Below are 23,969 nucleotides of genomic sequence, written 5' to 3' on the forward strand. Positions count from 1 at the left end.
ACAATGGCATGTATGCTTACGGTATGCTGCCTTCCCGGCAGAACAGACCTTATCGCTATCAACAGGCCCTATGTGACCCAGAGGAACAGTTTGAACGTCGAGACACAAGAACTCCTGCTAGAACCCGCCGATAACCAGCGCTTACAGAGCCTGTGCGGGCCGTTTGATGACAATATCAAACATCTTGAACGCCGGTTAGGCATCGAGATTAACCGCCGCGACAACCACTTTAAGCTGGTCGGCAAGAGCCTGGTTGTTCAGGCTGCTGCTGACATCCTGCGCCATCTCTATGTAGAAACGGCGCCGCTGCGCGGTGAAATCGCCGATATCGATCCGGAGCAAATCCATCTCGCTATCAAAGAGAGCCATGTGCTGGAGCAGACCGCCGAAAGCGTGCCCGACTATGGCAAAGCCGTGACCATCCGCACCAAACGCGGCATGGTGAAACCCCGTACCCCTAATCAGGCCCAGTATATTGCCAATATTCTGGACAACGACATTACCTTCGGTATCGGCCCTGCCGGGACCGGGAAAACGTACCTGGCCGTGGCAACGGCCGTAGATGCCCTGGAGCGCCAGGAAGTCCGCCGCATCATGCTCACCCGCCCTGCGGTAGAGGCGGGTGAAAAACTGGGCTTCCTGCCGGGTGACCTCAGCCAGAAAGTCGACCCGTACCTGCGCCCGCTGTATGACGCCCTGTTTGAAATGCTGGGCTTTGAGCGGGTGGAAAAACTGATTGAGCGCAATGTGATTGAGGTGGCCCCGCTGGCCTATATGCGTGGCCGTACCCTGAATGACGCGTTCATCATTCTGGATGAGAGCCAGAACACCACCATCGAACAGATGAAGATGTTCCTGACCCGTATCGGCTTTAACTCCAAGGCGGTGATTACCGGCGACGTCACGCAGATTGACCTGCCGCGTAACCAGAAATCGGGCCTGCGGCACGCCATTGAGGTGCTGTCAGATGTGGAAGAGATAAGCTTTAACTTCTTCCACAGCGAAGACGTGGTGCGCCACCCGGTGGTCGCCCGTATCGTAGTGGCCTATGAGGCCTGGGAAGCCGAAGAGCAGAAACGCAAAGATGCCGCCGCGGAACAGCGTAAGCGTGACGCGCTGCAACATGCCGCCTCTGCCCCGCAGGAGGCGCCGTGAGCAACGTGATCCTTGATTTGCAGATCGCCTGTGAAGCGCCGTCCGGCCTGCCGGCTGAGGCGGACTTCCAGCGCTGGCTCGACCATGTGTTGCCGCAGTTTCAGGAAGAGTCGGAAGTGACCATCCGACTGGTGGATGAAGCCGAAAGCCATGACCTGAACCTGACCTACCGGGGCATGGACAAACCGACCAACGTGCTCTCTTTCCCGTTTGAGGCACCGCCGGGTATGGAGATGCCGCTGCTGGGTGATTTGATCATCTGCCGCCAGGTCGTGGAGCGCGAAGCCGGCGAGCAAGGCAAACCGTTGATGGCGCACTGGGCACATATGGTTGTTCACGGCAGCCTCCATCTGCTAGGGTACGATCATATTGTTGACGAAGAAGCCGAAGAGATGGAATCTTTGGAAACAGACATCATGCAGGGTATGGGTTATCCTGACCCCTATCTTTCTGAAAAAGATGACCTCTGATATTAGTTGATGATCTGCGGTGTTTTTTTGTGGCCGGACTGAAAAAGAAGGCCGCGACAAATGCCGCAGCATCACTAATAATAACCTTTCCTCCCAATACGAGTAATATTAACCAGACCGCCATGAGCGACGACCATTCACAGAGCAATGACAGCCCCAGTCCCAAGAAGGGCTTTTTCTCCCTTATCCTCAGCCAGTTATTCCACGGCGAGCCTAAAAACCGTGGCGACCTGGTCGAGCTGATCCGCGACTCCGAACAGAACGACCTGATTGACCCTGATACCCGTGACATGCTGGAAGGCGTGATGGATATCGCCGATCAGCGCGTGCGTGACATCATGATCCCGCGTTCGCAGATGGTGACCCTGAAACGGAACCAGCCGCTGGAAGAGTGCCTGGATGTGATCATTGAATCCGCCCACTCCCGCTTCCCGGTGATCAGCGAAGACAAGGATCATATTGAAGGCATCCTGATGGCCAAAGACCTGCTGCCGTTTATGCGCACCACGTCCGAGCCGTTCAGCATCGACAAAGTGCTGCGCCCTGCGGTGGTGGTGCCGGAAAGCAAACGGGTTGACCGGATGCTGAAGGAGTTCCGCTCCCAGCGGTACCACATGGCGATTGTCATTGATGAGTTTGGCGGTGTCTCCGGCCTGGTCACCATTGAGGATATTCTGGAGCTGATTGTGGGTGAAATTGAGGACGAATATGACGATGAAGAAGATCGTGACGTCCGTCAGCTCAGCCGCCATACCTACACTGTCCGGGCGCTGACACCGATTGAAGATTTCAATGAGGTGTTCCAGACGCACTACAGTGATGAAGAGGTGGATACCATTGGCGGCCTGGTGATGCAGGCATTTGGTCACCTCCCGGCCAGGGGTGAAACCATCGAAATTGACGGTTACGTATTTAAAGTTGCGATGGCCGACAGCCGACGTATTATCCAGGTTCATGTCAAAATTCCGGACGACGCACCGCAACCCAAACTGGAACTGGAAGAATAAAACATCCATGACCCTTGCCTTACTTTTGCAACGCCAGCGGCTACGCCTGCCGCTGGCGCTCTTGTTTGGTGCCTGCGGCACCCTGGCGTTTTCCCCGTATGATATCTGGCCCGCAGCCATTGTCTCGCTGTGTGGCCTGCAGGCGCTGACGCTCAACCGCACCGCCAGCCAGTCCGCCTGGGTAGGGTTCTTCTGGGGGCTGGGTTTGTTCGGCAGCGGGGTCAACTGGGTGTACGTCAGTATTGCCCAGTTCGGCGGGATGCCGGAGCCTGTTAACCTGTTTTTAGTGGTACTGCTGGCCGCCTATCTCTCGCTCTATACCTCATTGTTCGCCGGTGTACTGACGCGCCTGTGGCCGCGCCTGACGGTGTGGCGGGTGGCGCTGGCTGCGCCTGCGCTGTGGCAGGTCACGGAGTTCCTGCGCGGCTGGGTGCTGACCGGCTTCCCCTGGCTGCAATTTGGCTATAGCCAGATTGACGGCCCGTTGAAAGGCATCGCGCCGCTGCTGGGCGTTGAAACCATCACCTTTATGTTGATGTCGCTGAGCGGGCTGCTGGTGTATGCGCTGTTCCAGCGCAAGCCCCTGCCGGCCGTGGTGGCGCTGGCGATGCTGCTGCTGCCGTGGCCGTTGCGCCAGTTGACCTGGTTCACCCCGGAGCCGCAAAAAACAGCCAATGTGGCGATGGTACAGGGCAATATTCCGCAGTCCATGAAGTGGGACCCGAAAGTCCTTGAGCAGACACTGCAAATTTATCTGGATGCGAGCCGCCCTTATGCCGGCAAGGCTTCGCTGATCATCTGGCCGGAATCCGCGATTCCGGATATCGAGCGCGATCAGCAGCCTTTCCTCGGTATGATGGATGACCTGATGCGTTCGCACCACAGCAGCCTGATCACCGGCATCGTGGACGCGCGCCAGACTCAGCAGGGTTATGACTACTACAACAGCATGATTGTGCTGGGTGAACAAACGCCCTACCACTACCTGAATCAGGACCGCTTTAATAAGCACCATCTGGTGCCGTTTGGCGAGTTTGTGCCGCTGGAAAGTTTGCTGCGCCCGCTGGCCCCCTTCTTTGATTTGCCGATGTCCTCCTTTAGCCGCGGCGGCTATGTGCAGCCACCGTTACAGGCGGCGGGCTTTAACCTCACGGCAGCCATCTGCTATGAGATTGTGCTCGGTGAACAGGTGCGGGCCAATTTGCGGCCGGATACGGACTTTTTGCTGACCATCTCTAACGATGCCTGGTTCGGCCACTCAATTGGGCCGTGGCAGCATTTCCAAATGGCCCGTATGCGCGCGCTGGAATTAGGGCGCCCCTTGTTGCGCAGCACCAATAATGGCGTGACGGCCGCGGTAGACGCGAAAGGCAACGTGATTAAGCAGATCCCGCAATTTACCCGTCAGGTGCTGGAGGTACAGGTGACCCCGACCACCGGGCTGACCCCTTATGCCCGTCTCGGCGCCCTGCCGGTTTGGCTCCTCACCCTGCTGGCCGGCGGTGCCGCCCTTATCGCCACGTTGCGCCGCTCACGCGCAGTGTAAACAGCCGCATCATGGCCTGAAGCCGGGAGATTTCTCCCGGCTTTTTTATTTCCTCTTCCCCGTTTTGGCACAGCGTTTGCTTGATATTGCTGGGATTTAGCTGAAAACGTCACCCATCCGGACATTTCGCATTAACCTGCACCGCCTTTGCGCGCCTGCTGCACAACAAACGTGCAGGGCAGATTTTTTGCCTCTATTTGGTGCGGCGTTGGTCGCAAAAAAGAAACGTTCTGGTATCAATATATTTACATTCAGCTATGTTCAGACAGGCCTCCCGGCCTCTTGCCGCGTTCCGATGCGGTCTCTTTTTTGATTTCGACGTCACACGTCAGAATCATAACAACAGCAAGGAGTAGGACCATGCAAATGCGCAAACTGGCGTTATCGCTGCTGCTCGCCGGCATTGCCACAGGCGCCGCCCATGCGGCCCAGCCCACCGCCGCTGCCGGTAATCAGGCTGCCCCCGACACGTTGCAAAAAATCAAACAAAACGGCGTGATTGTCGTGGGCCACCGTGAATCTTCGGTGCCGTTCTCCTATTACGATAATACTCAGAAAGTCGTGGGTTACTCCCAGGACTATTCCAACCTGATTGTTGAGGCGATTAAAAAACAACTGAATGCGCCGGACCTGAAGGTAAAACTGCTGCCGATCACCTCACAGAACCGCATCCCGCTGCTGCAAAACGGCACCTTTGATTTCGAATGTGGTTCCACCACCAATAACCTTGAGCGCCAGCAACAGGCTGCCTTCTCCAACAGTATTTTTGTGGTAGGTACCCGCCTGCTGGTGAAAAAAGGCTCGCCGATAAAAGACTTCCCGGACCTGAAAGGCAAGACGGTGGTCGTCACCTCCGGCACCACCTCTGAAGTGCTGCTTAATAAGCTCAATGAAGAGAAAAAGATGGAGATGCGCATCATCAGCGCCAAAGACCACGGGGACTCTTTCCGTACGCTGGAAAGCGGCCGCGCCGTGGCCTTTATGATGGATGACGCCCTGCTGGCCGGCGAACGCGCCAAAGCGAAAAAACCGGATCAATGGGACATCGTCGGCACGCCGCAATCCCATGAAGCTTACGGCTGTATGCTGCCGCGAGGCGACGCCAGCTTTAAGAAACTGATGGATGACACCATCGCCCAGGCCCAGACGTCAGGCGAAGCGGCGAAATGGTATGAGACCTGGTTCCAGAAGCCAATTCCGCCAAAAAACCTCAACATGAACTTTGCCCTGTCAGACGACATGAAAGCCCTGTTTAAAGCACCAAACGATAAGCCGTAACCTGCCCGGATAACGGCAACATGCAGGACAGACAGGAAGCGGGGTGGCCGTTCCCCACCCCGCTTTTTTCATGGTGTGCCGCGCCTGTCAGGCGTTCTCTCCCGGATCACTGCGATCCGTTGTATGGAGTTGTTTATGTCAACCAACTGGAACTGGGGCATTTTCCTGCAAGAAGCCCCGTTTGGTAATACCACCTATCTTGGCTGGATCTGGTCTGGTTTTCAGGTCACGATTGCACTTTCATTCTGTGCCTGGATTATCGCGTTTTTTGTCGGCTCGCTGTTTGGCATTCTGCGTACGGTACCTAACCGGTTACTCGCCGGGCTCGGTACCTGCTACGTGGAATTGTTCCGGAACGTGCCGCTGATTGTTCAGTTTTTCATCTGGTATCTGGTGGTGCCGGAATTGTTACCGCCGGATCTCGGCATGTGGTTCAAATCCGAACTGGACCCGAACATTCAGTTTTTCCTCTCCTCCATGATCTGCCTGGGGCTGTTTACCGCGGCCCGCGTGTGTGAGCAGGTACGGGCGGCCATTCAGTCCCTGCCGCGCGGCCAGAAAGCCGCCGGGCTGGCGATGGGGCTGACCCTGCCGCAAACCTACCGCTATGTGCTGCTGCCGAATGCCTACCGGGTGATTGTGCCGCCGATGACATCAGAGATGCTGAACCTGGTGAAAAACTCGGCTATCGCCTCCACCATCGGCCTGGTGGATATGGCTGCGCAGGCCGGCAAACTGCTCGACTATTCGGCCCATGCGTATGAGTCATTCACCGCCATCACGCTGGCCTACATCCTGATTAACGCAGTGATTATGGTGTTTATGCGGCTGGTCGAATCCAAAGTCAGGCTGCCGGGCCATACGGGGGGTAAATAATGTACGAATTTGACTGGAGTTCAATTCCGCCCAGTTTCCCTTACCTGCTGGACGGCATGGTGATAACCCTCAAAATCACCCTGACGGCGATTGTGTTCGGCATCCTGTGGGGCACGCTGCTGGCGGTGATGCGTTTGTCGAGCATCAAGGTGATCAGCTGGTTTGCCACGCTGTATGTCAACCTGTTCCGCTCGGTGCCGCTGGTGATGGTGTTGCTGTGGTTCTATCTGGTGGTGCCGGGCCTGCTGCAAAAAGGGCTGGGCCTCTCCCCACATGCTGATATCCGCCTGATTTCGGCGATGGTGGCGTTTGCGCTGTTTGAAGCGGCCTATTACTCCGAGATTATCCGCGCCGGTATTCTCAGCGTCGCCCGCGGCCAGGGTGCCGCTGCACTGGCGCTGGGCATGACGCCGTGGCAATCCATGAAGCTGGTGATCCTGCCGCAGGCGTTCCGGGCGATGATCCCACTGCTGCTGACCCAGGGCATTGTGTTGTTCCAGGATACGTCCCTGGTGTATGTGCTGAGCCTGGCGGACTTTTTCCGCACCGCCACCACGATTGGCGAGCGCGACGGCACCCAGGTGGAAATGGTGCTGTTTGCCGGGCTGGTTTACTTTGTTATTAGCATCGCGGCCTCGTTGGTGGTCAGCGTATTGAAGAAAAGGACCGTTTCATGATCTCCCTGAAGAGTATTTCCAAGTGGTATGGGCATTTCCAGGTATTAACGGAGTGCAGCACTGAAGTGAAAAAAGGGGAAGTTGTGGTGGTATGCGGCCCCTCAGGCTCCGGCAAATCCACCCTGATTAAAACCGTTAACGGCCTGGAGCCGGTTCAGAAAGGCCAGATCGTGGTGAACGGTATTCCGGTGAATGACCGGAAAACCAATCTGGCGCAACTGCGCGCCAAGGTAGGGATGGTGTTCCAGCATTTTGAGCTGTTCCCGCATCTCTCCATCATCGATAACCTGACGCTGGCCCAGATCAAGGTGCTGAAACGGGATAAAGCCGCCGCGCGGGACAAGGGGCTGAAATTGCTGGATCGGGTCGGCCTCGCGGCCCATGCCAATAAATTCCCCGGCCAGCTCTCCGGCGGCCAGCAGCAGCGCGTCGCCATCGCCCGTGCGCTTTGCATGGACCCGGTCGCCATGTTGTTTGATGAACCGACCTCCGCGCTGGACCCGGAAATGATCAATGAAGTGCTGGACGTGATGGTAGAGCTGGCGCAGGAAGGCATGACAATGATGGTCGTCACCCATGAGATGGGCTTTGCCCGCAAAGTGGCCAACCGCGTGATCTTTATGGACGAGGGCAAGATAGTGGAAGACCGCGAGAAGAACGCGTTTTTCGACAATCCACAATCCGATCGCGCACGCGATTTTCTGGCAAAAATCCTGCACTGACCGGCAAAAGGAAATGCGCCGCCCCACAGGCGGCGCGTTTGCCTTTCCTGCCTGTGCGTTAAGGCTGGAAAGGCTGGCGGTTAAACTGGTCATGCCCGCATTTCGGGCAGAGCGGCAGGATTTCCGGCGTATACACCGGCATCGGGGCATGGCATTTTTCGCAGATCAGGTTGCCGAGCCCCACCACTTCCCCACTGTGGTAAACCCCGTGATGGGTGACATCCTTAAACACTTCCCGCCACTCCAGCTGGGTTTTATCCGTGATGTCTGCCAGCTCCTGCCACAGGCTCTCTTTAATCACCCGCATAAACACGCTGTCCGTGATGTCGTCCTGCTCTTGATAGCTGCGGGCAAACTCTTCCAGGTCACGCCGTACCGCCAGCGTCACCTGCCGGATTTCAGCATCTGTCAGGTCCCCGGCCGTTTTCAGCCGGGCCTCGGCGCTGCGCACCAGCGCGTCAATGTCGTGATCGCCGGCCCGGATGCGTTCCGTCAGGGAGGCAACCAGCTCACGGTAATAGTCTGCAACGTTACTCATACAATCCTCGCAATGCGCTGATGAGATCACACGGCCTGCCGCCCGGCACTGCCGCTACGGCGCTCCATTTTTTTGAGCTTACCCCTCCAGTTTAGCCCTAAATCACTGATGTGATTTAAGGAATAGTCCGGCTTTGCGTAACCTTACGCAAAATTCGCCGCTTCCTCCGGAGAAATACGCCTGCCGCGGGCGCTGAGTGTTGTTGCCTCAGGCGCTTATCAGCTATGCTATGCGGATCTCTTTATATGAATCAGAAAAGGCTACAGGCGTAGCTGTTTTTCACTATAGGACCATCGGCCGCCATGCAAGAGCAATACCGCCCAGAAGATATAGAGTCAAACGTCCAGCTTCACTGGCAAGAGAAGCAAACTTTTAAGGTGACTGAAGAGGCCGGCAAGGAGAAGTACTACTGCCTTTCAATGCTGCCTTACCCGTCAGGCCGCCTGCATATGGGCCACGTGCGCAACTACACCATCGGCGATGTCATCTCCCGCTACCAGCGTATGCTGGGCAAAAACGTGCTTCAGCCTATCGGCTGGGATGCGTTCGGCCTGCCGGCTGAAGGCGCCGCGGTAAAAAACAACACCGCGCCGGCCCCCTGGACCTACGAAAATATCGATTACATGAAGAACCAGCTGAAACTGCTGGGCTTCGGCTATGACTGGGATCGTGAAATCGCGACCTGTGATCCTGACTACTACCGTTGGGAGCAGTGGTTCTTCACCAAGCTGTATGAAAAAGGCCTGGTCTATAAGAAGACCTCTGCGGTGAACTGGTGCCCGCATGACCAGACCGTCCTTGCCAACGAACAGGTGATTGAAGGCTGCTGCTGGCGCTGCGACACCAAAGTTGAGCGCAAAGAGATCCCGCAGTGGTTTATCAAAATTACCGCCTATGCGGATCAGCTGCTGAACGACCTGGACACGCTGGAGAGCTGGCCTGAGCAGGTCAAAACCATGCAGCGCAACTGGATTGGCCGTTCTGAAGGCGTGGAAATCACCTTTGACGTCGAAGAGAGTGAAGAAACGCTGACGGTTTACACCACCCGCCCGGACACCTTTATGGGCGTGACCTACGTGGCCGTTGCCGCTGGTCACCCGCTCTCCCTGCAGGCGGCGGCCGGTAACCCGGCCCTGGCTGATTTCATCGCCGAATGCCGTAACACCAAAGTGGCCGAAGCAGAGATGGCGACGATGGAGAAGAAAGGCATGGACACCGGTCTGGTGGCCATTCACCCGCTGACCGGCGATAAAGTCCCGGTCTGGGTGGCTAACTTTGTCCTGATGGAGTACGGCACCGGCGCAGTCATGGCAGTACCGGGGCACGACCAGCGTGACTGGGAGTTCGCCACCAAATACAGCCTGCCGATCCAACCGGTGATTCTGAACGCTGACGGCACCGAGCCGGACCTCAGCGCACAGGCGATGACGGAAAAAGGCGTCCTGTTCAACTCCGGTGAATTCGACGGCCTGGATTTCCAGGCGGGCTTCAACGGCATCGCTGACAAGCTGGTGGCTATCGGCCGTGGCCAGCGCAAAGTGAACTACCGCCTGCGTGACTGGGGCGTCTCGCGCCAGCGCTACTGGGGCGCCCCTATCCCGATGGTCACGCTGGAAGACGGCACGGTTATCCCGACGCCGGAAGACCAGCTGCCGGTGTTGCTGCCGGAAGATGTGGTGATGGACGGCATCACCAGCCCGATCAAGGCTGACCCGGAGTGGGCCAAAACCACCGTGAACGGCCAGCCGGCACTGCGTGAAACCGACACCTTCGACACCTTTATGGAGTCCTCCTGGTACTACGCGCGCTACACCTGCCCGCAGTATGACCAGGGGATGCTGGACCCGGCCGCGGCCAACTACTGGCTGCCGGTTGACCAGTATGTCGGCGGCATTGAACACGCGATCATGCACCTGATGTATTTCCGCTTCTTCCACAAGCTGATGCGCGACGCGGGCCTGGTCAACTCTGACGAGCCGGCCAAACGCCTGCTGTGCCAGGGTATGGTGCTAGCTGACGCCTTCTACTACAGCGGTGCCAATGGTGAGCGTAACTGGGTTTCCCCGGTTGACGTGACCGTTGAGCGTGATGAGAAAGGCCGTATCACCAAAGCCACTGACCCGCAGGGCCGTGAGCTGGTTTACGCCGGCATGAGCAAAATGTCGAAGTCGAAAAACAACGGCATCGACCCGCAGGTCATGGTAGAGAAATATGGCGCGGATACCGTACGTCTGTTCATGATGTTTGCTTCACCGGCAGAGATGACGCTGGAGTGGCAGGAATCCGGGGTGGAAGGGGCGAACCGCTTCCTGAAACGCGTCTGGAAACTGGCCTTTGAACACCGTGAGAAAGGGGCTGTACAGCCGCTGGATGTGGCCGCCCTCAACGATGCACAGAAAGAACTGCGTCGTGATCTGCACAAAACCATCGCGAAAGTCACCGATGATATCGGCCGCCGCCAGACCTTTAACACCGCGATTGCCGCCGTGATGGAGCTGATGAACAAGCTGGCCCGTGCTCCGCAGGAGACAGAGCAGGATCGCGCGCTGCTGCAGGAAGCCCTGCTGGCCGTGGTACGGATGCTCTATCCGTTCACCCCGCACGTCTGCTTTGCCCTGTGGCAGGCACTGGGCGGCGAAGGTGACATCGATACCGCGCCGTGGCCGGTAGCGGATGAAGCCGCGATGGTGGAAGAGTCCAAGCTGGTCGTGGTGCAGGTTAACGGCAAAGTCCGCGGTAAAGTCACCGTGCCGGCAGATGCTACCGAAGAACAGGTGCGCGAGCGCGCCGGTCAGGAATATCTGGTCGCAAAATACTTAGATGGCGTGACCATCCGTAAAGTGATCTATGTGCCCGGAAAACTGCTTAACCTGGTAGTAGGTTGAGCCAAGGAGGCGTTGTGCGACATCGTTTGATGATGCTGCTGCTGGGGGTCGCCGTGATGGTGACCTCGGGATGCGGCTTTCACCTTCGCGGCACCACCCAGGTGCCGGAAGAACTGAAAACCATGATGCTGGACAGCTACGATCCTTACGGCCCGCTGACGCGGGCAGTTCGGCAGCAGTTGCGCCTGAACAACGTGAGCGTTGTGGAGAAGTCAGCCCGTAAGGATCTGCCGTCGCTGCGCATTGTCAGCGCGACCCAGGGACAGGACACTGTCTCGATCTTCCAGGACGGCAAAACCGCGGAATATCAGCTGGTGATGGTGGTAAATGCCCAGGTGTTGCTGCCGGGGCATGATCTCTACCCGGTGCAGGCAAAAGTGTTCCGTTCCTTCTTTGACAACCCACTGACGGCGTTGGCCAAAGATGCCGAGCAGGACATTATTTTGCAGGAGATGCGCGAGCAGGCTGCACAACAGCTGGTACGCAAGCTGCTGGCGGTTCACGCGTCAGAAGAAAGCAAGAAGCCGCAGGTCAGCCTGAGTGATGACGGCGCGGAAAGTACCCCGCCGCCGGCCACCACCGGCACTGCCCTGCCGGCCAGCGTCAGCGCACAATGATCCGGCTCTATCCTGAACAACTTGCCGCGCAGCTCCGTGAGGGGCTGCGCGCTTGTTATTTATTATGCGGGAATGATCCCTTGCTGCTTCAGGAGAGCCAGGATCATATCCGTGCGGCTGCCCAGCAGGCGGGCTTCAGCGAGCATTACAGCTTTACGCTGGACAACCACACCGAATGGGATGCCATCTTCAGTGTATGCCAGGCGCTGAGTCTGTTTGCTAGCCGCCAGACGCTGATGCTGGTTCTGCCGGATAATGGCCCGAATGCCGCCATCAGTGAGCAATTGCTGAAACTGACCGGCTTGCTGCACCCGGATATTTTGTTGATCCTGCGCGCCCAGCGTCTGACCAAGGGGCAAGAGAACGCCGCCTGGTTCAAGGCACTGAGCCGGGAAGGCGTCTGGGTGACCTGCCAGACCCCGGAGCAGGCGCAATTGCCGCGTTGGGTGGCGCAACGTGCGACATCGTTGAAACTGACGCTGGATGAACCGGCCAATCAGCTGCTCTGTTACTGCTATGAAGGCAATTTGCTGGCGCTAGCCCAGGCCCTCGAACGGCTGTCACTGCTGTTTCCAGACGGTAAACTGACGCTGCCGCGGGTAGAGCAGGCCGTCAATGATGCCGCCCACTTTACGCCCTACCACTGGCTGGATGCGCTGCTGGCAGGCAAAAGCAAACGTGCGCTGCATATTTTGCACCAATTGCGGCTGGAAGAGAGCGAACCGGTGATCCTGTTGCGGACGGTGCAACGGGAATTGTTATTGCTGCTGACCCTGAAACGGGCCGGCACCTCACAACCGCTGCGTGCGCTGTTTGACCAGCACAAAGTCTGGCAAAACCGCCGGCCTTTGCTGACGCAGGCGTTGCAACGCCTCTCCCTGCCCCAGCTTCACCAGGCGGTTCAATTGCTGACGCGGGCTGAACTGACGCTGAAGCAGGATTATGGTCAGTCTGTCTGGCCGGAACTGGAAAGCCTGTCATTGCTGCTGTGCGGTAAAGCCCTGCCTGCTATCTTTTATTGATTACCCTTTCGCCTGGAGACGGGTTTCTCATGCCTGATACATTCACTGCGCGTCACCTTGCTACCGTCGATGCCTTTTTCGGCGGCACCTTTGATCCTGTGCATTATGGGCACCTGAAACCGGTCGAGGCGCTGGCGCAACAGGTTGGGCTGAGCAGTGTGACGTTACTGCCCAATAATGTGCCGCCCCACCGTCCCCAGCCGGAGGCCACGGCGCAACAGCGGCTGGAGATGGTCAAGCTGGCGATTGCAGACCACCCGCTTTTCCGGGTCGATGACCGCGAACTCCAGCGGGAAACGCCCTCCTACACGATTGAGACACTTGAAACGTTGCGTAAAGAACGTGGCGCAAAGGCATCATTGGCGTTTATCATTGGCCAGGATTCATTACTCAACCTTTATAAGTGGCATCGCTGGGAATCGTTGCTGGCGGTGTGTCACCTGCTGGTTTGTGCCCGGCCCGGTTATCGGCAGCAACTGGATACCCCGCAACTTCAGGCCTGGTTTGAAGAACATGCGGTCTCCTGCGCCGGGCGGTTGAGCGAAAAACCGGCAGGGTTTATTTATCTGGCGGATACACCGCTGGTGAATGTCTCCGCGACGGAAATCCGTAAACGGCGGCACGCCGGGCAGGATTGTGACCACCTGCTGCCGCCGGCCGTACAACACTATATCGATTCACAGGGTTTATATCGCGAGTAGAACACCCATGTTATACTGCGCCGCTTAATTTCGGGTGTCCGCTCAGCCAGCATGTCTTTTTAACCAAGCTGTTGATTCCAGAAATATTTTTCGCTAACTGACACCCGGCCAGAAAACCTGTTACGGCATGGGGTAACACTGTCGATCGCGGCCTTCAGGTTGCCACGATGTGAACCCTGTCCCAAACCAACCATACCCGAGGGGGAACCTTTGCAAGGTAAAGCGCTCCAAGAATTTGTTATTGATAAAATTGATGATTTGAAAGGTCAGGACATTATCGCCCTGGATGTCACCGGCAAATCCAGCATCACTGACTGCATGATCATCTGCACCGGTACCTCAAGCCGCCATGTGATGTCGATTGCCGGCCACGTGGTCGAAGAAGTCAAGGCGATCGGCCTGCATACGCTGGGCGTGAAAGGCATCACCGATGCTGACTGGGTCGTGGTTGACCTGGGCGAAATCATTGTCCATGTCATGCAGGAAGAGAGCCGCACGCTCTACGAACTCGAAAAGCTCTGGAGTTAAGCGGTGAAGCTGCAACTGGTGGCGGTCGGCACAAAAATGCCGGACTGGGTGCAGACCGGATTCATGGATTACCTGCGCCGTTTTCCAAAAGATATGCCGTTTGAACTGGTAGAGATCCCGGCGGGAAAGCGCGGGAAAAATGCGGATATCAAACGCATTCTGGAAAAAGAAGGCGAGCTGATGCTGGCCGCGGTCGGCAAAGGTAACCGCGTGGTGACGCTGGATATTCCCGGCACCCCGTGGGAAACGCCGCACCTGGCGCAACAGCTGGAGCGCTGGAAGCAGGATGGCCGTGATGTCAGCCTGCTGATTGGTGGCCCGGAGGGGCTGGCACCCGCCTGCAAGGCGGCAGCGGAGCAGAGCTGGTCGCTCTCGCCGTTGACGTTGCCGCACCCGCTGGTCAGGGTACTGGTTGCTGAAAGCCTCTATCGTGCCTGGAGTATCACCACCAATCATCCTTACCACCGCGAATAAACGGTCGGTGAATGTCAGCAGAATGAACCATAAGTAGTGGGATGAAAATAGACCGTAACCCTTTTCGCGACTATTCGGCTGAATCAGCCCTGTTTGTCCGCCGCGCATTGGTGGCATTCGCAGGCATTCTGCTCCTCAGCGGCATTCTGGTCGCCAACCTCTATAATCTGCAAATCATGCGGTTTGAAGATTACCGTACCCGATCCAATGAAAACCGTATCAAGCTGGTGCCGATTGCGCCCAGCCGCGGCATTATCTATGACCGGAACGGCACACCGCTGGCGCTTAACCGCACCATTTATCAGCTGGAGCTGGTGCCGGAAAAAGTAGATAACCTGACGGCGGTGCTGGAACAGTTGCGCCCAGTGGTTGACCTGACGGATGAGGACATTGCGAACTTCCAGAAAGAGCGCAAGCGCTCACGCCGCTTTACCTCCATTGCCGTTAAACCTGCCCTGACCGAAGTGCAGGTGGCGCGCTTTGCGGTTAACCAGTTCCGTTTTCCCGGTGTGGAAGTCAAAGGTTACCAGCGCCGTTACTATCCCTACAGTTCTGCCCTGACCCATGTCATCGGCTACGTGTCGAAAATCAACGATCGTGACGTCGAACGGCTGGATAAGGCCGGGATATTGCCCAACTATGCGGCCACGCATGACATCGGCAAACTCGGCATTGAACGCTATTACGAAGATGTGCTGCACGGCAAAACCGGCTATGAAGAGGTTGAGGTCAATAACCGTGGGCGTGTAATCCGTCAGTTACATGAGCAGGCGCCCCAGGCCGGTAAAGATATTTACCTGACGCTGGACCTGAGCCTGCAGATGTACATCGAGAAACTGTTGACCGGCAGCCGCGCCGCCGTGGTGGTGACTGACCCGCGTGACGGCGGCATCCTGGCGCTGGTGTCTAACCCCAGTTACGATCCCAACCTGTTTGTGGACGGCATTTCCAGCAAGGATTACAAAAATTTGCTGGAAGATCCGAACAAACCGCTGATTAACCGCGCGACCCAGGGTGTTTACCCGCCGGCCTCCACGGTTAAACCCTATATTGCGGTATCGGCCCTGACGGCCGGGGTGATTACCCGTAATACCAGCCTGTTTGACCCCGGCTGGTGGCAACTCCCCGGCTCAGAAAAGCGCTTCCGTGACTGGAAAAAATGGGGCCACGGCCGCCTGAACGTGACCCGTTCACTGGAAGAGTCCGCGGATACCTTCTTCTACCAGGTCGCTTATGACATGGGCATTGACCGCCTGTCGGAATGGATGACCAAATTTGGTTACGGCCACTACAGCGGGATTGACCTTTCCGAGGAGCGGGCAGGCAACATGCCGAACCGCGAATGGAAGTTCAAGCGCTTCAAAAAACCCTGGTATCAGGGTGACACCATTCCGGTCGGCATCGGCCAGGGTTACTGGACGGCCACCCCCGTTCAGATGATCAAGGCGATGATGATCCTGATTAACGACGGCGCAATCAAAACCCCGCACCTGCTGCACAGCACCCAGGTAGAGGGCAAGCAGGTGCCGTATGTGCAGGAAGAGAACGGCCATATCGGCGATATTCACTCCGGCTATTGGGAAATCGCCAAAGACGGGATGTACGGCGTAGCCAACCGGGCAAACGGCACCGCGCGCAAAAGCTTTGCCGATGCCCCGTACAAGGCGGCCGCCAAATCCGGTACGGCCCAGGTCTTTGGCCTGCGCGAAAACGAAACCTATAACGCCCATAAAATCGCCGAACGGCTGCGCGACCACAAACTGATGACCGCGTTTGCCCCGTATGACAAACCCACGGTGGCGGTGATCGTCATCCTGGAGAACGGCGGCGCAGGCCCGGCAGTGGGTACGATTACCCGCCAGATCCTCGACCACATCCTGCTGGGTGACAACAATACAGAGTTGCCGGTGGCTGCCCCCCTGCCGCCCGGCACTGAAGGTGAATAAGGTAAACCATGACTGAAAGCCAACAAAAAGGCTCCTGGTGGGCGAAGCTCCACATCGATATGCCGCTGCTGCTGGTGATCATGGCGCTGCTGGCCTACAGCGCGTTCGTGATCTGGAGCGCCAGCGGCCAGGACATGGGCATGATGGAGCGCAAAATCGGCCAGATCGCGATGGGCCTGATCATCATGCTGGTGATGGCGCAGATCCCGCCGCGGGTGTATGAAAGCTGGGCGCCCTACCTCTACGTTGTCTGTGTGATCCTGCTGGTGATGGTGGATGCCTTCGGCCAGATCAGTAAAGGCGCGCAGCGCTGGCTGGATCTGGGGGTGGTACGCTTCCAGCCCTCTGAAATCGCTAAAATTGCCGTGCCGCTGATGGTGGCGCGCTTTATCAACCGTGACGTCTGCCCGCCTTCGCTGAAAAATACCGGCATTGCGCTGGTACTGATTTTCCTGCCGACGCTGCTGGTGGCCGCCCAGCCGGATCTCGGTACGTCTATCCTGATTGCTGCGTCCGGGCTGTTTGTGCTGTTCCTGTCCGGTATGAGCTGGAAACTGATTGGCGTGGCAGCCCTGCTGCTGGCGGCCTTTATCCCGGTGCTCTGGTTCTTCCTGATGCATGACTACCAGCGCGACCGCGTCATGATGCTGCTTGACCCGGAATCCGATCCGCTTGGGGCCGGGTATCACATTATCCAGTCAAAAATCGCCATTGGTTCCGGCGGGTTGTCAGGGAAAGGCTGGCTGCACGGCACCCAGTCACAGCTGGAATTCCTGCCGGAGCGCCATACCGACTTTATTTTTGCCGTATTGGCAGAAGAGCTGGGGTTAGTGGGCGTGCTGATCCTGCTTGCGCTCTACCTCTGCCTGATCATGCGCGGGCTGGTGATCGCCGCGAAAGCGCAAACCACCTTTGGCCGGGTCATGGCCGGCGGGCTGATGCTGATCCTGTTTGTGTATGTGTTCGTCAACATCGGCATGGTGAGTGGTATCCTGCCGGTGGTGGGCGTGCCGCTGCCGCTGGTCAGCTATGGTGGATCGGCATTAATCGTTCTGATGGCCGGGTTTGGTATCGTGATGTCGATACATACTCATCGCAAAATGTTGTCTAAAAATTTATAAGAGGGTGAGCAATGCGTAAACAGTGGCTGTGGGTTGGCATCATGGGGGCGTTGTTGAGCGCCTGTACACTGGAAACACCACAACAACAGGCACCGCAACCGCAGCCGGCCTACTCCGGCCCGGTCGAAGAGATTGGCGGCGTGGAGCCGCAGTATGAACCTTACAGCGCCACGGCGAATCAGGATTACAGCGTTAACGGCAAAACCTACACCATTGAGCGCAATCCGGAAAACTTCAGCCAGACCGGGCTGGCCAGCACCTATGGGGCCGAAACAAACACCAATACCACGGCCATGGGCGAGACGTTTGATCCCAATGCACTGAGCGCGGCCCACCCTACCCTGCCGATCCCCAGCTATGTGCGGGTGACCAACCTCAGCAACGGGCGGCGTATTGTGGTCCGCATCAACGATCGCGGCCCCTTCCAGCCGGGGCGGATTATCGACCTCTCCACGGCCGCCGCTGAACGCCTGAACATTTCCAACAATACCAAAGTAAAAGTAGACTTCATCAACGTCGCGCAGGACGGCACCCTTTCCGGGCCGGGTACCCTCGGGACCACCATCGCCAAGCAGAGCTATGCGCTGCCGACGCGCCCTGACCTCGGTACCAGCGGCCTCGGCACTCCGGTGCAAGGCGAAAGTGCCCCGGTCAGTGCGCCGGTCCGTGCGATTGATAACAGCGCACTCAGTGACGGCAGCATGGCTGAACCGGGCAATGCCCGCGGCGGGTTCCTGAATGCCCCGACGCCGGTGCCGCAAGGTGTTCTGGAGAGTGATGAACCGGCTGTCCCGGTAGTGGCGGCGGTCAGTGCACCGGCCGCCGTGGTGGCGGCACCTCCGGTTTCCTCTGCCCCTGCGGCCCAGGGCGGCGGCTATATGGTGCAGGTGGGTGCCCTGAGTGATGCCGCCAGGGCGCAGAGCTTCCAGCAAACACTGAGCCGGCGCTTTGGCGTGCCGGGGAAAGTGAGCGCCGGCAGCGGGGTTTACCGCGTTCAGCTTGGGCCCTTCAGCAGCCGCCAGCAGGCGGGTGAGATCCAGCAACGCCTGATGAGCGAAGCGCAGCAACAATCCTTTATTACCGCCTTGCCCGCAGGGGAGTAACGCCTTTTCAGGCTGCCAACCCGGTGTTTGTTATAGAGACAGCATGCCTTATCTATAAGGTAAATCTATGTAAACGCCGGTTACCCTCTTGATTGGCTGATGCCGGGCGATCTTGCATCTGCTATAGTGTGGCACGTTTTTTAACTTACTTTCACGGATGTTGTAGTCCCGATCATGAAACCTGTAACTACCTCGCGCTTACTGAAGAGCTTTACTCTCGGCACCGTCCTGGCATTTGGCCTCTCTTCTGTCGCCAACGCCGATGACGTTAATCTCAAAACAATGATCCCTGGCGTGCCGCAGATTGATGCGGAAGCGTATGTCCTGATCGACTACAACTCCGGGAAAGTGCTGGCAGAGATGAATGCTGATGCCCGCCGCAACCCGGCCAGCCTGACCAAAATGATGACCAGTTACGTCATCGGGCAGGCGATCAAGGCAGGCAAAATCACGCCGACTGATGTGGTCACCATCGGGAAAGATGCCTGGGCAACCGGAAACCCGGAATTCAAAGGCTCGTCCCTGATGTTCCTGAAACCGGGCGATCGCGTACCGGTTTCCGAACTGAACCGCGGCATTATTCTGCAGTCCGGCAATGACGCCTGTGTGGCAATGGCGGATTACGTCGCCGGCAGCCAGGACGCCTTCGTCGGCCTGATGAACAACTACGTGAAAGCCCTCGGCCTGCAAAATACCCAGTTCAAGACCGTCCACGGCCTGGATGCTGACGGCCAGTTCAGCTCCGCACGTGACATGGCATTGATTGGCCAGGCGCTGATCCGTGACGTGCCGGACGAGTACGCGACCTATCACGAAAAAGAGTTCACCTTTAACAAGATCCGCCAGGTTAACCGTAACGGCCTGCTGTGGGATACCAGCCTGAATGTGGACGGCATCAAAACCGGCCATACCGAAGCCGCGGGTTACAACCTGGTGGCCTCGGCGACCGAAGGCCAGATGCGCCTGATTTCTGCCGTGCTCGGGGGCCACACGTATAAAGGCCGCGAAACCGAAAGCAAGAAATTACTGACCTGGGGCTTCCGCTTCTTTGAAACCGTTTCGCCATTGAAAGCCGGCAAAGAGTTTGCTTCTGAACCGGTCTGGTTCGGTGATGCCGATCGCGTTGAACTGGGCGTGGATAAAGATGTGTTCCTGACCATCCCGCGGGGCCGCATGAAAGATCTGAAAGCCAGCTATGTGCTGACGACCCCGGAAATCCATGCGCCGCTGACGAAAAACCAGGTTGTCGGCAGCATCAATTTCCAGCTTGATGGCAAGACCATTGACCAGCGCCCGCTGGTGGTTCTGAATGAAGTGAAAGAAGGCGGGTTTGTCGGCCGCCTGATCGATTACATCAAACTGATGTTCCATCACTGGTTCGGCTAAGGCCTTGCAAGCGGGCATTCTGCCCCCATATCATAATCACTCGTTAACTCCCGCCGCGGCGGGAGTTATACTTTCTACTCCCTTCCGTTTTTTCTGGAGCACACATGAAAACCAAACTGAACGAACTGCTCGAATTCCCCTGCTCATTCACCTATAAAGTGATGGGCCTGGCGCAGCCCGAGCTGGTTGACCAGGTGATTGAAGTGGTGCAACGCCATGCTCCGGGCGACTATTCACCGCAGGTGAAACCGAGCAGCAAAGGCAACTACCACTCCGTGTCTATCACCATTACCGCCACCCACATTGACCAGGTGGAAACGCTGTATGAAGAGCTGGGCAATATTGAGATTGTCCGGATGGTGTTGTAACACCCTGCCATCGAAGGGAATCAGCATGGCTGGCAGGTGTGCAGGCCGCTGGTTATACTACTGCAATAATTTCTTTACTTTGTGATGACTGATTTGCAACACAATAACCTGATCGTACGGCAGCTTGGCCTGCAACCCTACCTGTTGGTCTCCGAGGCCATGCACACGTTTACTGACCGCCGTACCGGCGAAAGCGCGGATGAGATCTGGCTGGTGGAGCATCACCCGGTCTTTACACAAGGTCAGGCCGGTAAAGCAGAACATGTGCTGATGCCGGGCGATATCCCGGTTATCCAAAGCGATCGTGGGGGCCAGGTCACCTACCACGGGCCGGGCCAGCAGGTGATGTATGTGCTGCTGGACATCAAGCGCAATAAAATGGGCGTGCGCCAGCTGGTGACCGCTATTGAAGAAACCGTGGTTCAGACCCTGGCGCATTTCGATGTTCCGGCCCATGCCCGCCCGGATGCGCCTGGTGTGTATGTGGGTGAACAAAAAATCTGTTCGCTGGGCCTGCGTATCCGTAAAGGGTGCTCTTTTCATGGGCTGGCATTAAATATTGCGATGGATCTTGCGCCATTCCTGCGTATTAATCCGTGTGGCTATGCCGGGATGCAAATGACTCAGCTCAGCGCCTTACGCCCCGGCGTTACCGTTGCGGATGTGCAACCGGTATTGCTGGAAACCTTTGCCCGGCTCACCGGCTATGACGCCCTTGAACACCAGGCGTGGGATGCAATAAATTATCTTTAAATATCAATATAAAGACTCTTTATATAATTCCCATCAATATAAAAGTCAGATCACGAATTAAATCGCTACTTTATACTAAATTAAGTTATAGTTAACCCCCGTGAGCGTGCTTACGGGGCGCCTGCAAGGAATGCCGCCGGTTATGCCAAACAGCACTTAACAACCAATAGCGAGATAATTTTATGGATGAAAATAATATATCGGCAAGTTTAAATAAATTAAGAAACATCGACCTCAACTTGTTAACAGTATTTGAGGCGGTTTACTTGCATAAAGGAATTGTTAATGCCGCCAAAGCGTTAAATCTCACGCCTTCGTCTATCAGCCAGTCGATCCAGAAACTGCGGAATACCTTCCCTGACCCGCTGTTTATTCGCTCCGGCAAAGGGATCACCCCTACGGCCTACGCCAGGAACCTGCATAACCACATCAGTGAGGGCCTGGGTGCCATCATCACCGGGCTGGACTTCAGCCAGGACATCCACAAAACGCGCTTTATCACGGTCAGTTGCCGGCCGCATATCGGCTGTGAAGTGCTGCCGCGTATTTATCAGGAACTTATCAGGGTCAACCCCAACTATGTGTTAAAACACCAGGACATTCCTGATAATTATGATGCGTTAAATCAATTTAATGCGGATATCGTGATTGATGCCAAAGCGATATATAGTAAATCTATCGTTGGCGTTAAAGTCTTTGCAGAAAAAATTGTCTGCGTTTGTCACCGCCATCACCCCCGCATTACGGACTATTTATCATTAGAAAATGCCGTTGATGAGAAATTTACCTTTATAGAGATTAATGACCTTTTACTCAGGCAAAAAAAACAATCTCTGGATATGAATGAATTCAACCGGAACTTTGCTTTTACTACCTATAGCGCCCTGAATATTCTGAATATCGTGGCCGGCAGTGAGCTGATTGGCTTTGTTCCTGAAAGCCTGTACGAAATGTATAAACGCGCTTATCCGATCAAAAAAATCCAAAGTGATTTTTCCTTTGGTGACCTGGATATTTACCTTTACTACAACCGGGCCTCAAAAAAAGACAAGACCCTGATGCAGCTGATCAACACCATTATCACAACCTTCAGTGGGGACAACATCACCTACCTCGAACCTCCATCAGAAGCCACACTTTAAGCGGGTTTTCACGCTGCCGATGCTGTGGGCATCATTAACAAAGCACGAATAAATAACATTTTTACAACACAATTCCGCACTCTGCCCACAGCGCTATCCTATTGTTTATTCTTCATAATTTATGTTTTCCGCTGACCTTTCTTGTTTGAACCCCTACTAAAATGCTCAAAAATCACTCACCGCCGCGCATCAAAATCGATTCAAGGGCTGAATGCGTACCGGTAAAGATGATATAATTTTGAGATAATTTTCAAATTTATTTGAATAATCATGTAGTTCGTTGAATTCACTGGCCTTCCTGCCCGGAAAGCGTCAAAACTGGAACCTGCACGACTATGAGTAAACCAATTCAGATGGAACGCGGTGTGAAATACCGCGATGCGGACAAGATGGCCCTGATTCCGGTGAAAACAGTGGTCACCGAACGCCAGGAGCTGTTGCGCAAACCCGAGTGGATGAAAATCAAACTTCCTGCGGATTCCAGCCGGATACAGGGTATCAAGGCGGCCATGCGTAAAAATGGCCTGCATTCGGTGTGTGAGGAAGCCTCCTGCCCGAACCTGTCCGAGTGCTTTAACCACGGCACAGCGACGTTTATGATCCTGGGTGCCATCTGTACCCGCCGCTGCCCGTTCTGTGACGTGGCCCACGGCCGCCCACTGACGCCGGATGCCAACGAACCGGCCAAACTGGCGCAAACCATTGCCGATATGGGCTTGCGTTATGTGGTGATTACCTCGGTTGACCGCGATGACCTGCGTGATGGCGGTGCCCAGCACTTTGCAGACTGCATCAGCGCCATCCGTGAGAAAAGCCCCACCATTAAAATTGAGACACTGGTGCCGGATTTCCGCGGCCGGATGGATCGCGCACTTGAGATCCTGAATGCTACCCCACCGGATGTGTTCAACCATAACCTGGAAAACGTGCCGCGTGTTTACCGCCAGGTTCGTCCGGGCGCCAACTATGAGTGGTCGCTTAAGCTGCTGGAGCAGTTTAAAGCGCTTCATCCTGAGATCCCGACCAAATCGGGGCTGATGGTTGGCCTGGGTGAAACCAATGCAGAGATTATTGAAGTGATGCGCGATTTACGCCGTCATGGCGTCACCATGTTGACGCTTGGTCAGTACCTGCAACCCAGCCGCCACCATTTACCGGTTCAGCGTTATGTCAGCCCGGCAGAATTTGATGAGATGAAAGAAGAAGCACTGGCAATGGGCTTTACCCATGCTGCGTGCGGGCCGTTTGTTCGCTCGTCTTACCATGCTGACCTGCAGGCAAAAGGCCTGGAAGTGAAGTAACGCGCCTGCCCGCTGAAAAGTGACACATTTTGTTACTTAATCCTGGCTGGACACACTAAAAACGGATGTTCTCACGAGCATCCGTTTTTTATTCGTTACCTTTTGCCACCGGGTGGCTGCCGTTAAACGCCCGGCGCGGAAACGTCAGTCTTTGTTTTCTACACGCGGTGCGGTGGCACTCTCTTCAGCCGTGGCTTTCGCCGGCGCAGTATCATCGCTCATGGCTTTTTTGAAGCCTTTCAGCGCGGCACCTAAATCGCCACCCAAAGTACGCAGTTTACTGGTGCCGAACAGCAGCACAATAAGAACGCCCACCACCAACAATTTCGTAATACTGATACCTTCCATACACA

Annotated in this window: 24 protein-coding genes; 22 read left to right on the forward strand and 2 right to left on the reverse strand. The window is 56.2% G+C overall.

The genetic code is table 11. The features are described 5' to 3' along the window. The first annotated feature begins 72 nt into the window (after window positions 1–72). From CYR52_RS01945 to CYR52_RS01980, 8 genes are all read left to right on the forward strand, one after another. Window positions 73–1,155, forward strand: coding sequence for a PhoH family protein (locus tag CYR52_RS01945; RefSeq protein ID WP_175578985.1), 1,083 nt, complete (start codon window positions 73–75; stop codon window positions 1,153–1,155). After that, a complete protein-coding gene (gene ybeY / locus CYR52_RS01950) occupies window positions 1,152–1,625 on the forward strand; it encodes an rRNA maturation RNase YbeY (RefSeq protein ID WP_072926310.1) in 474 nt (157 codons plus the stop codon). Before CYR52_RS01945 ends, ybeY begins: the two co-directional genes overlap by 4 nt. A gap of 122 nt (window positions 1,626–1,747) precedes the next feature. Then, complete coding sequence (gene corC / locus CYR52_RS01955; RefSeq protein ID WP_072926312.1) at window positions 1,748–2,632, forward strand: CNNM family magnesium/cobalt transport protein CorC; 885 nt, start codon at window positions 1,748–1,750, stop codon at window positions 2,630–2,632. Between the two features lie 7 nt (window positions 2,633–2,639). Further along, window positions 2,640–4,178, forward strand: a complete 1,539-nt coding sequence (gene lnt, locus CYR52_RS01960; RefSeq protein ID WP_072926313.1) for an apolipoprotein N-acyltransferase — start codon at window positions 2,640–2,642, stop codon at window positions 4,176–4,178. A gap of 360 nt (window positions 4,179–4,538) precedes the next feature. Continuing rightward, entirely contained in the window at window positions 4,539–5,456 is a 918-nt protein-coding gene (locus tag CYR52_RS01965; RefSeq protein ID WP_072926315.1) for an amino acid ABC transporter substrate-binding protein, read from the forward strand. Between the two features lie 135 nt (window positions 5,457–5,591). Next, a complete protein-coding gene (locus CYR52_RS01970; protein WP_072926317.1) occupies window positions 5,592–6,332 on the forward strand; it encodes an amino acid ABC transporter permease in 741 nt (246 codons plus the stop codon). Next, window positions 6,332–7,009, forward strand: a complete 678-nt coding sequence (gene gltK / locus CYR52_RS01975) for a glutamate/aspartate ABC transporter permease GltK (RefSeq protein WP_072926318.1) — start codon at window positions 6,332–6,334, stop codon at window positions 7,007–7,009. Before CYR52_RS01970 ends, gltK begins: the two co-directional genes overlap by 1 nt. After that, window positions 7,006–7,731 (forward strand): amino acid ABC transporter ATP-binding protein, encoded by a 726-nt coding sequence (locus CYR52_RS01980; RefSeq protein WP_072926320.1) that lies wholly within the window; start codon window positions 7,006–7,008, stop codon window positions 7,729–7,731. The genes gltK and CYR52_RS01980 overlap by 4 nt, the downstream gene beginning before the upstream one ends. Before the next feature lie 58 nt (window positions 7,732–7,789). Here the strand turns inward: CYR52_RS01980 and CYR52_RS01985 are convergent, their stop codons facing one another. Beyond that, window positions 7,790–8,269, reverse strand: coding sequence for a zinc ribbon-containing protein (locus CYR52_RS01985; protein WP_072926321.1), 480 nt, complete (start codon window positions 8,267–8,269; stop codon window positions 7,790–7,792). A gap of 302 nt (window positions 8,270–8,571) precedes the next feature. Between CYR52_RS01985 and leuS the strand changes: the two genes are divergently transcribed. The 14 genes from leuS to lipA all read left to right on the forward strand — a co-directional run bounded on the left by leuS (window position 8,572) and on the right by lipA (window position 23,616). Further along, a complete protein-coding gene (leuS, locus tag CYR52_RS01990; protein ID WP_101827862.1) occupies window positions 8,572–11,154 on the forward strand; it encodes a leucine--tRNA ligase in 2,583 nt (860 codons plus the stop codon). 14 nt (window positions 11,155–11,168) lie between these two features. After that, entirely contained in the window at window positions 11,169–11,771 is a 603-nt protein-coding gene (gene lptE, locus CYR52_RS01995) for an LPS assembly lipoprotein LptE (RefSeq protein WP_072926325.1), read from the forward strand. Next, window positions 11,768–12,793, forward strand: coding sequence for a DNA polymerase III subunit delta (gene holA / locus CYR52_RS02000; RefSeq protein ID WP_101827863.1), 1,026 nt, complete (start codon window positions 11,768–11,770; stop codon window positions 12,791–12,793). Before lptE ends, holA begins: the two co-directional genes overlap by 4 nt. Window positions 12,794–12,822: 29 nt before the next feature. Beyond that, entirely contained in the window at window positions 12,823–13,494 is a 672-nt protein-coding gene (gene nadD / locus CYR52_RS02005) for a nicotinate-nucleotide adenylyltransferase (RefSeq protein WP_101827864.1), read from the forward strand. A 210-nt stretch (window positions 13,495–13,704) separates the two neighbouring features. Continuing rightward, window positions 13,705–14,022, forward strand: coding sequence for a ribosome silencing factor (gene rsfS, locus CYR52_RS02010; protein WP_072926330.1), 318 nt, complete (start codon window positions 13,705–13,707; stop codon window positions 14,020–14,022). Window positions 14,023–14,025: 3 nt separating this feature from the next. Further along, window positions 14,026–14,496 (forward strand): 23S rRNA (pseudouridine(1915)-N(3))-methyltransferase RlmH, encoded by a 471-nt coding sequence (rlmH, locus tag CYR52_RS02015; RefSeq protein ID WP_072926332.1) that lies wholly within the window; start codon window positions 14,026–14,028, stop codon window positions 14,494–14,496. Between the two features lie 41 nt (window positions 14,497–14,537). Then, complete coding sequence (mrdA, locus tag CYR52_RS02020) at window positions 14,538–16,442, forward strand: peptidoglycan DD-transpeptidase MrdA (protein ID WP_072926333.1); 1,905 nt, start codon at window positions 14,538–14,540, stop codon at window positions 16,440–16,442. Between the two features lie 8 nt (window positions 16,443–16,450). Further along, complete coding sequence (mrdB, locus tag CYR52_RS02025) at window positions 16,451–17,563, forward strand: peptidoglycan glycosyltransferase MrdB (protein ID WP_072926335.1); 1,113 nt, start codon at window positions 16,451–16,453, stop codon at window positions 17,561–17,563. An 11-nt stretch (window positions 17,564–17,574) separates the two neighbouring features. Then, the gene (rlpA, locus tag CYR52_RS02030) at window positions 17,575–18,666 is read left to right on the forward strand and encodes an endolytic peptidoglycan transglycosylase RlpA (protein WP_072926336.1); all 1,092 of its coding nucleotides are present in this window, start codon (window positions 17,575–17,577) and stop codon (window positions 18,664–18,666) included. Window positions 18,667–18,840: 174 nt separating this feature from the next. After that, window positions 18,841–20,052: a D-alanyl-D-alanine carboxypeptidase DacA gene (gene dacA / locus CYR52_RS02035; RefSeq protein WP_072926338.1), complete on the forward strand. Its 1,212-nt coding sequence runs from the start codon at window positions 18,841–18,843 to the stop codon at window positions 20,050–20,052. Between the two features lie 104 nt (window positions 20,053–20,156). Next, on the forward strand, window positions 20,157–20,420 hold the full coding sequence (gene ybeD / locus CYR52_RS02040; protein WP_072926340.1) for a DUF493 family protein YbeD: 264 nt from the start codon (window positions 20,157–20,159) through the stop codon (window positions 20,418–20,420). An 84-nt stretch (window positions 20,421–20,504) separates the two neighbouring features. Next, window positions 20,505–21,173 (forward strand): lipoyl(octanoyl) transferase LipB, encoded by a 669-nt coding sequence (gene lipB, locus CYR52_RS02045; RefSeq protein WP_072926342.1) that lies wholly within the window; start codon window positions 20,505–20,507, stop codon window positions 21,171–21,173. A gap of 182 nt (window positions 21,174–21,355) precedes the next feature. Continuing rightward, window positions 21,356–22,315: a YbeF family transcriptional regulator gene (locus tag CYR52_RS02050; RefSeq protein WP_072926344.1), complete on the forward strand. Its 960-nt coding sequence runs from the start codon at window positions 21,356–21,358 to the stop codon at window positions 22,313–22,315. A 335-nt stretch (window positions 22,316–22,650) separates the two neighbouring features. Continuing rightward, window positions 22,651–23,616 (forward strand): lipoyl synthase, encoded by a 966-nt coding sequence (lipA, locus tag CYR52_RS02055; RefSeq protein ID WP_101827865.1) that lies wholly within the window; start codon window positions 22,651–22,653, stop codon window positions 23,614–23,616. A gap of 144 nt (window positions 23,617–23,760) precedes the next feature. On the opposite strand, the gene tatE is transcribed toward lipA, so the two are convergent. Continuing rightward, a complete protein-coding gene (tatE, locus tag CYR52_RS02060) occupies window positions 23,761–23,964 on the reverse strand; it encodes a twin-arginine translocase subunit TatE (protein ID WP_072926348.1) in 204 nt (67 codons plus the stop codon). Window positions 23,965–23,969 lie beyond the last annotated feature (5 nt).

Source organism: Chimaeribacter arupi, from assembly GCF_002858805.1.
Taxonomy (GTDB): Bacteria; Pseudomonadota; Gammaproteobacteria; order Enterobacterales; family Enterobacteriaceae; genus Chimaeribacter; species Chimaeribacter arupi.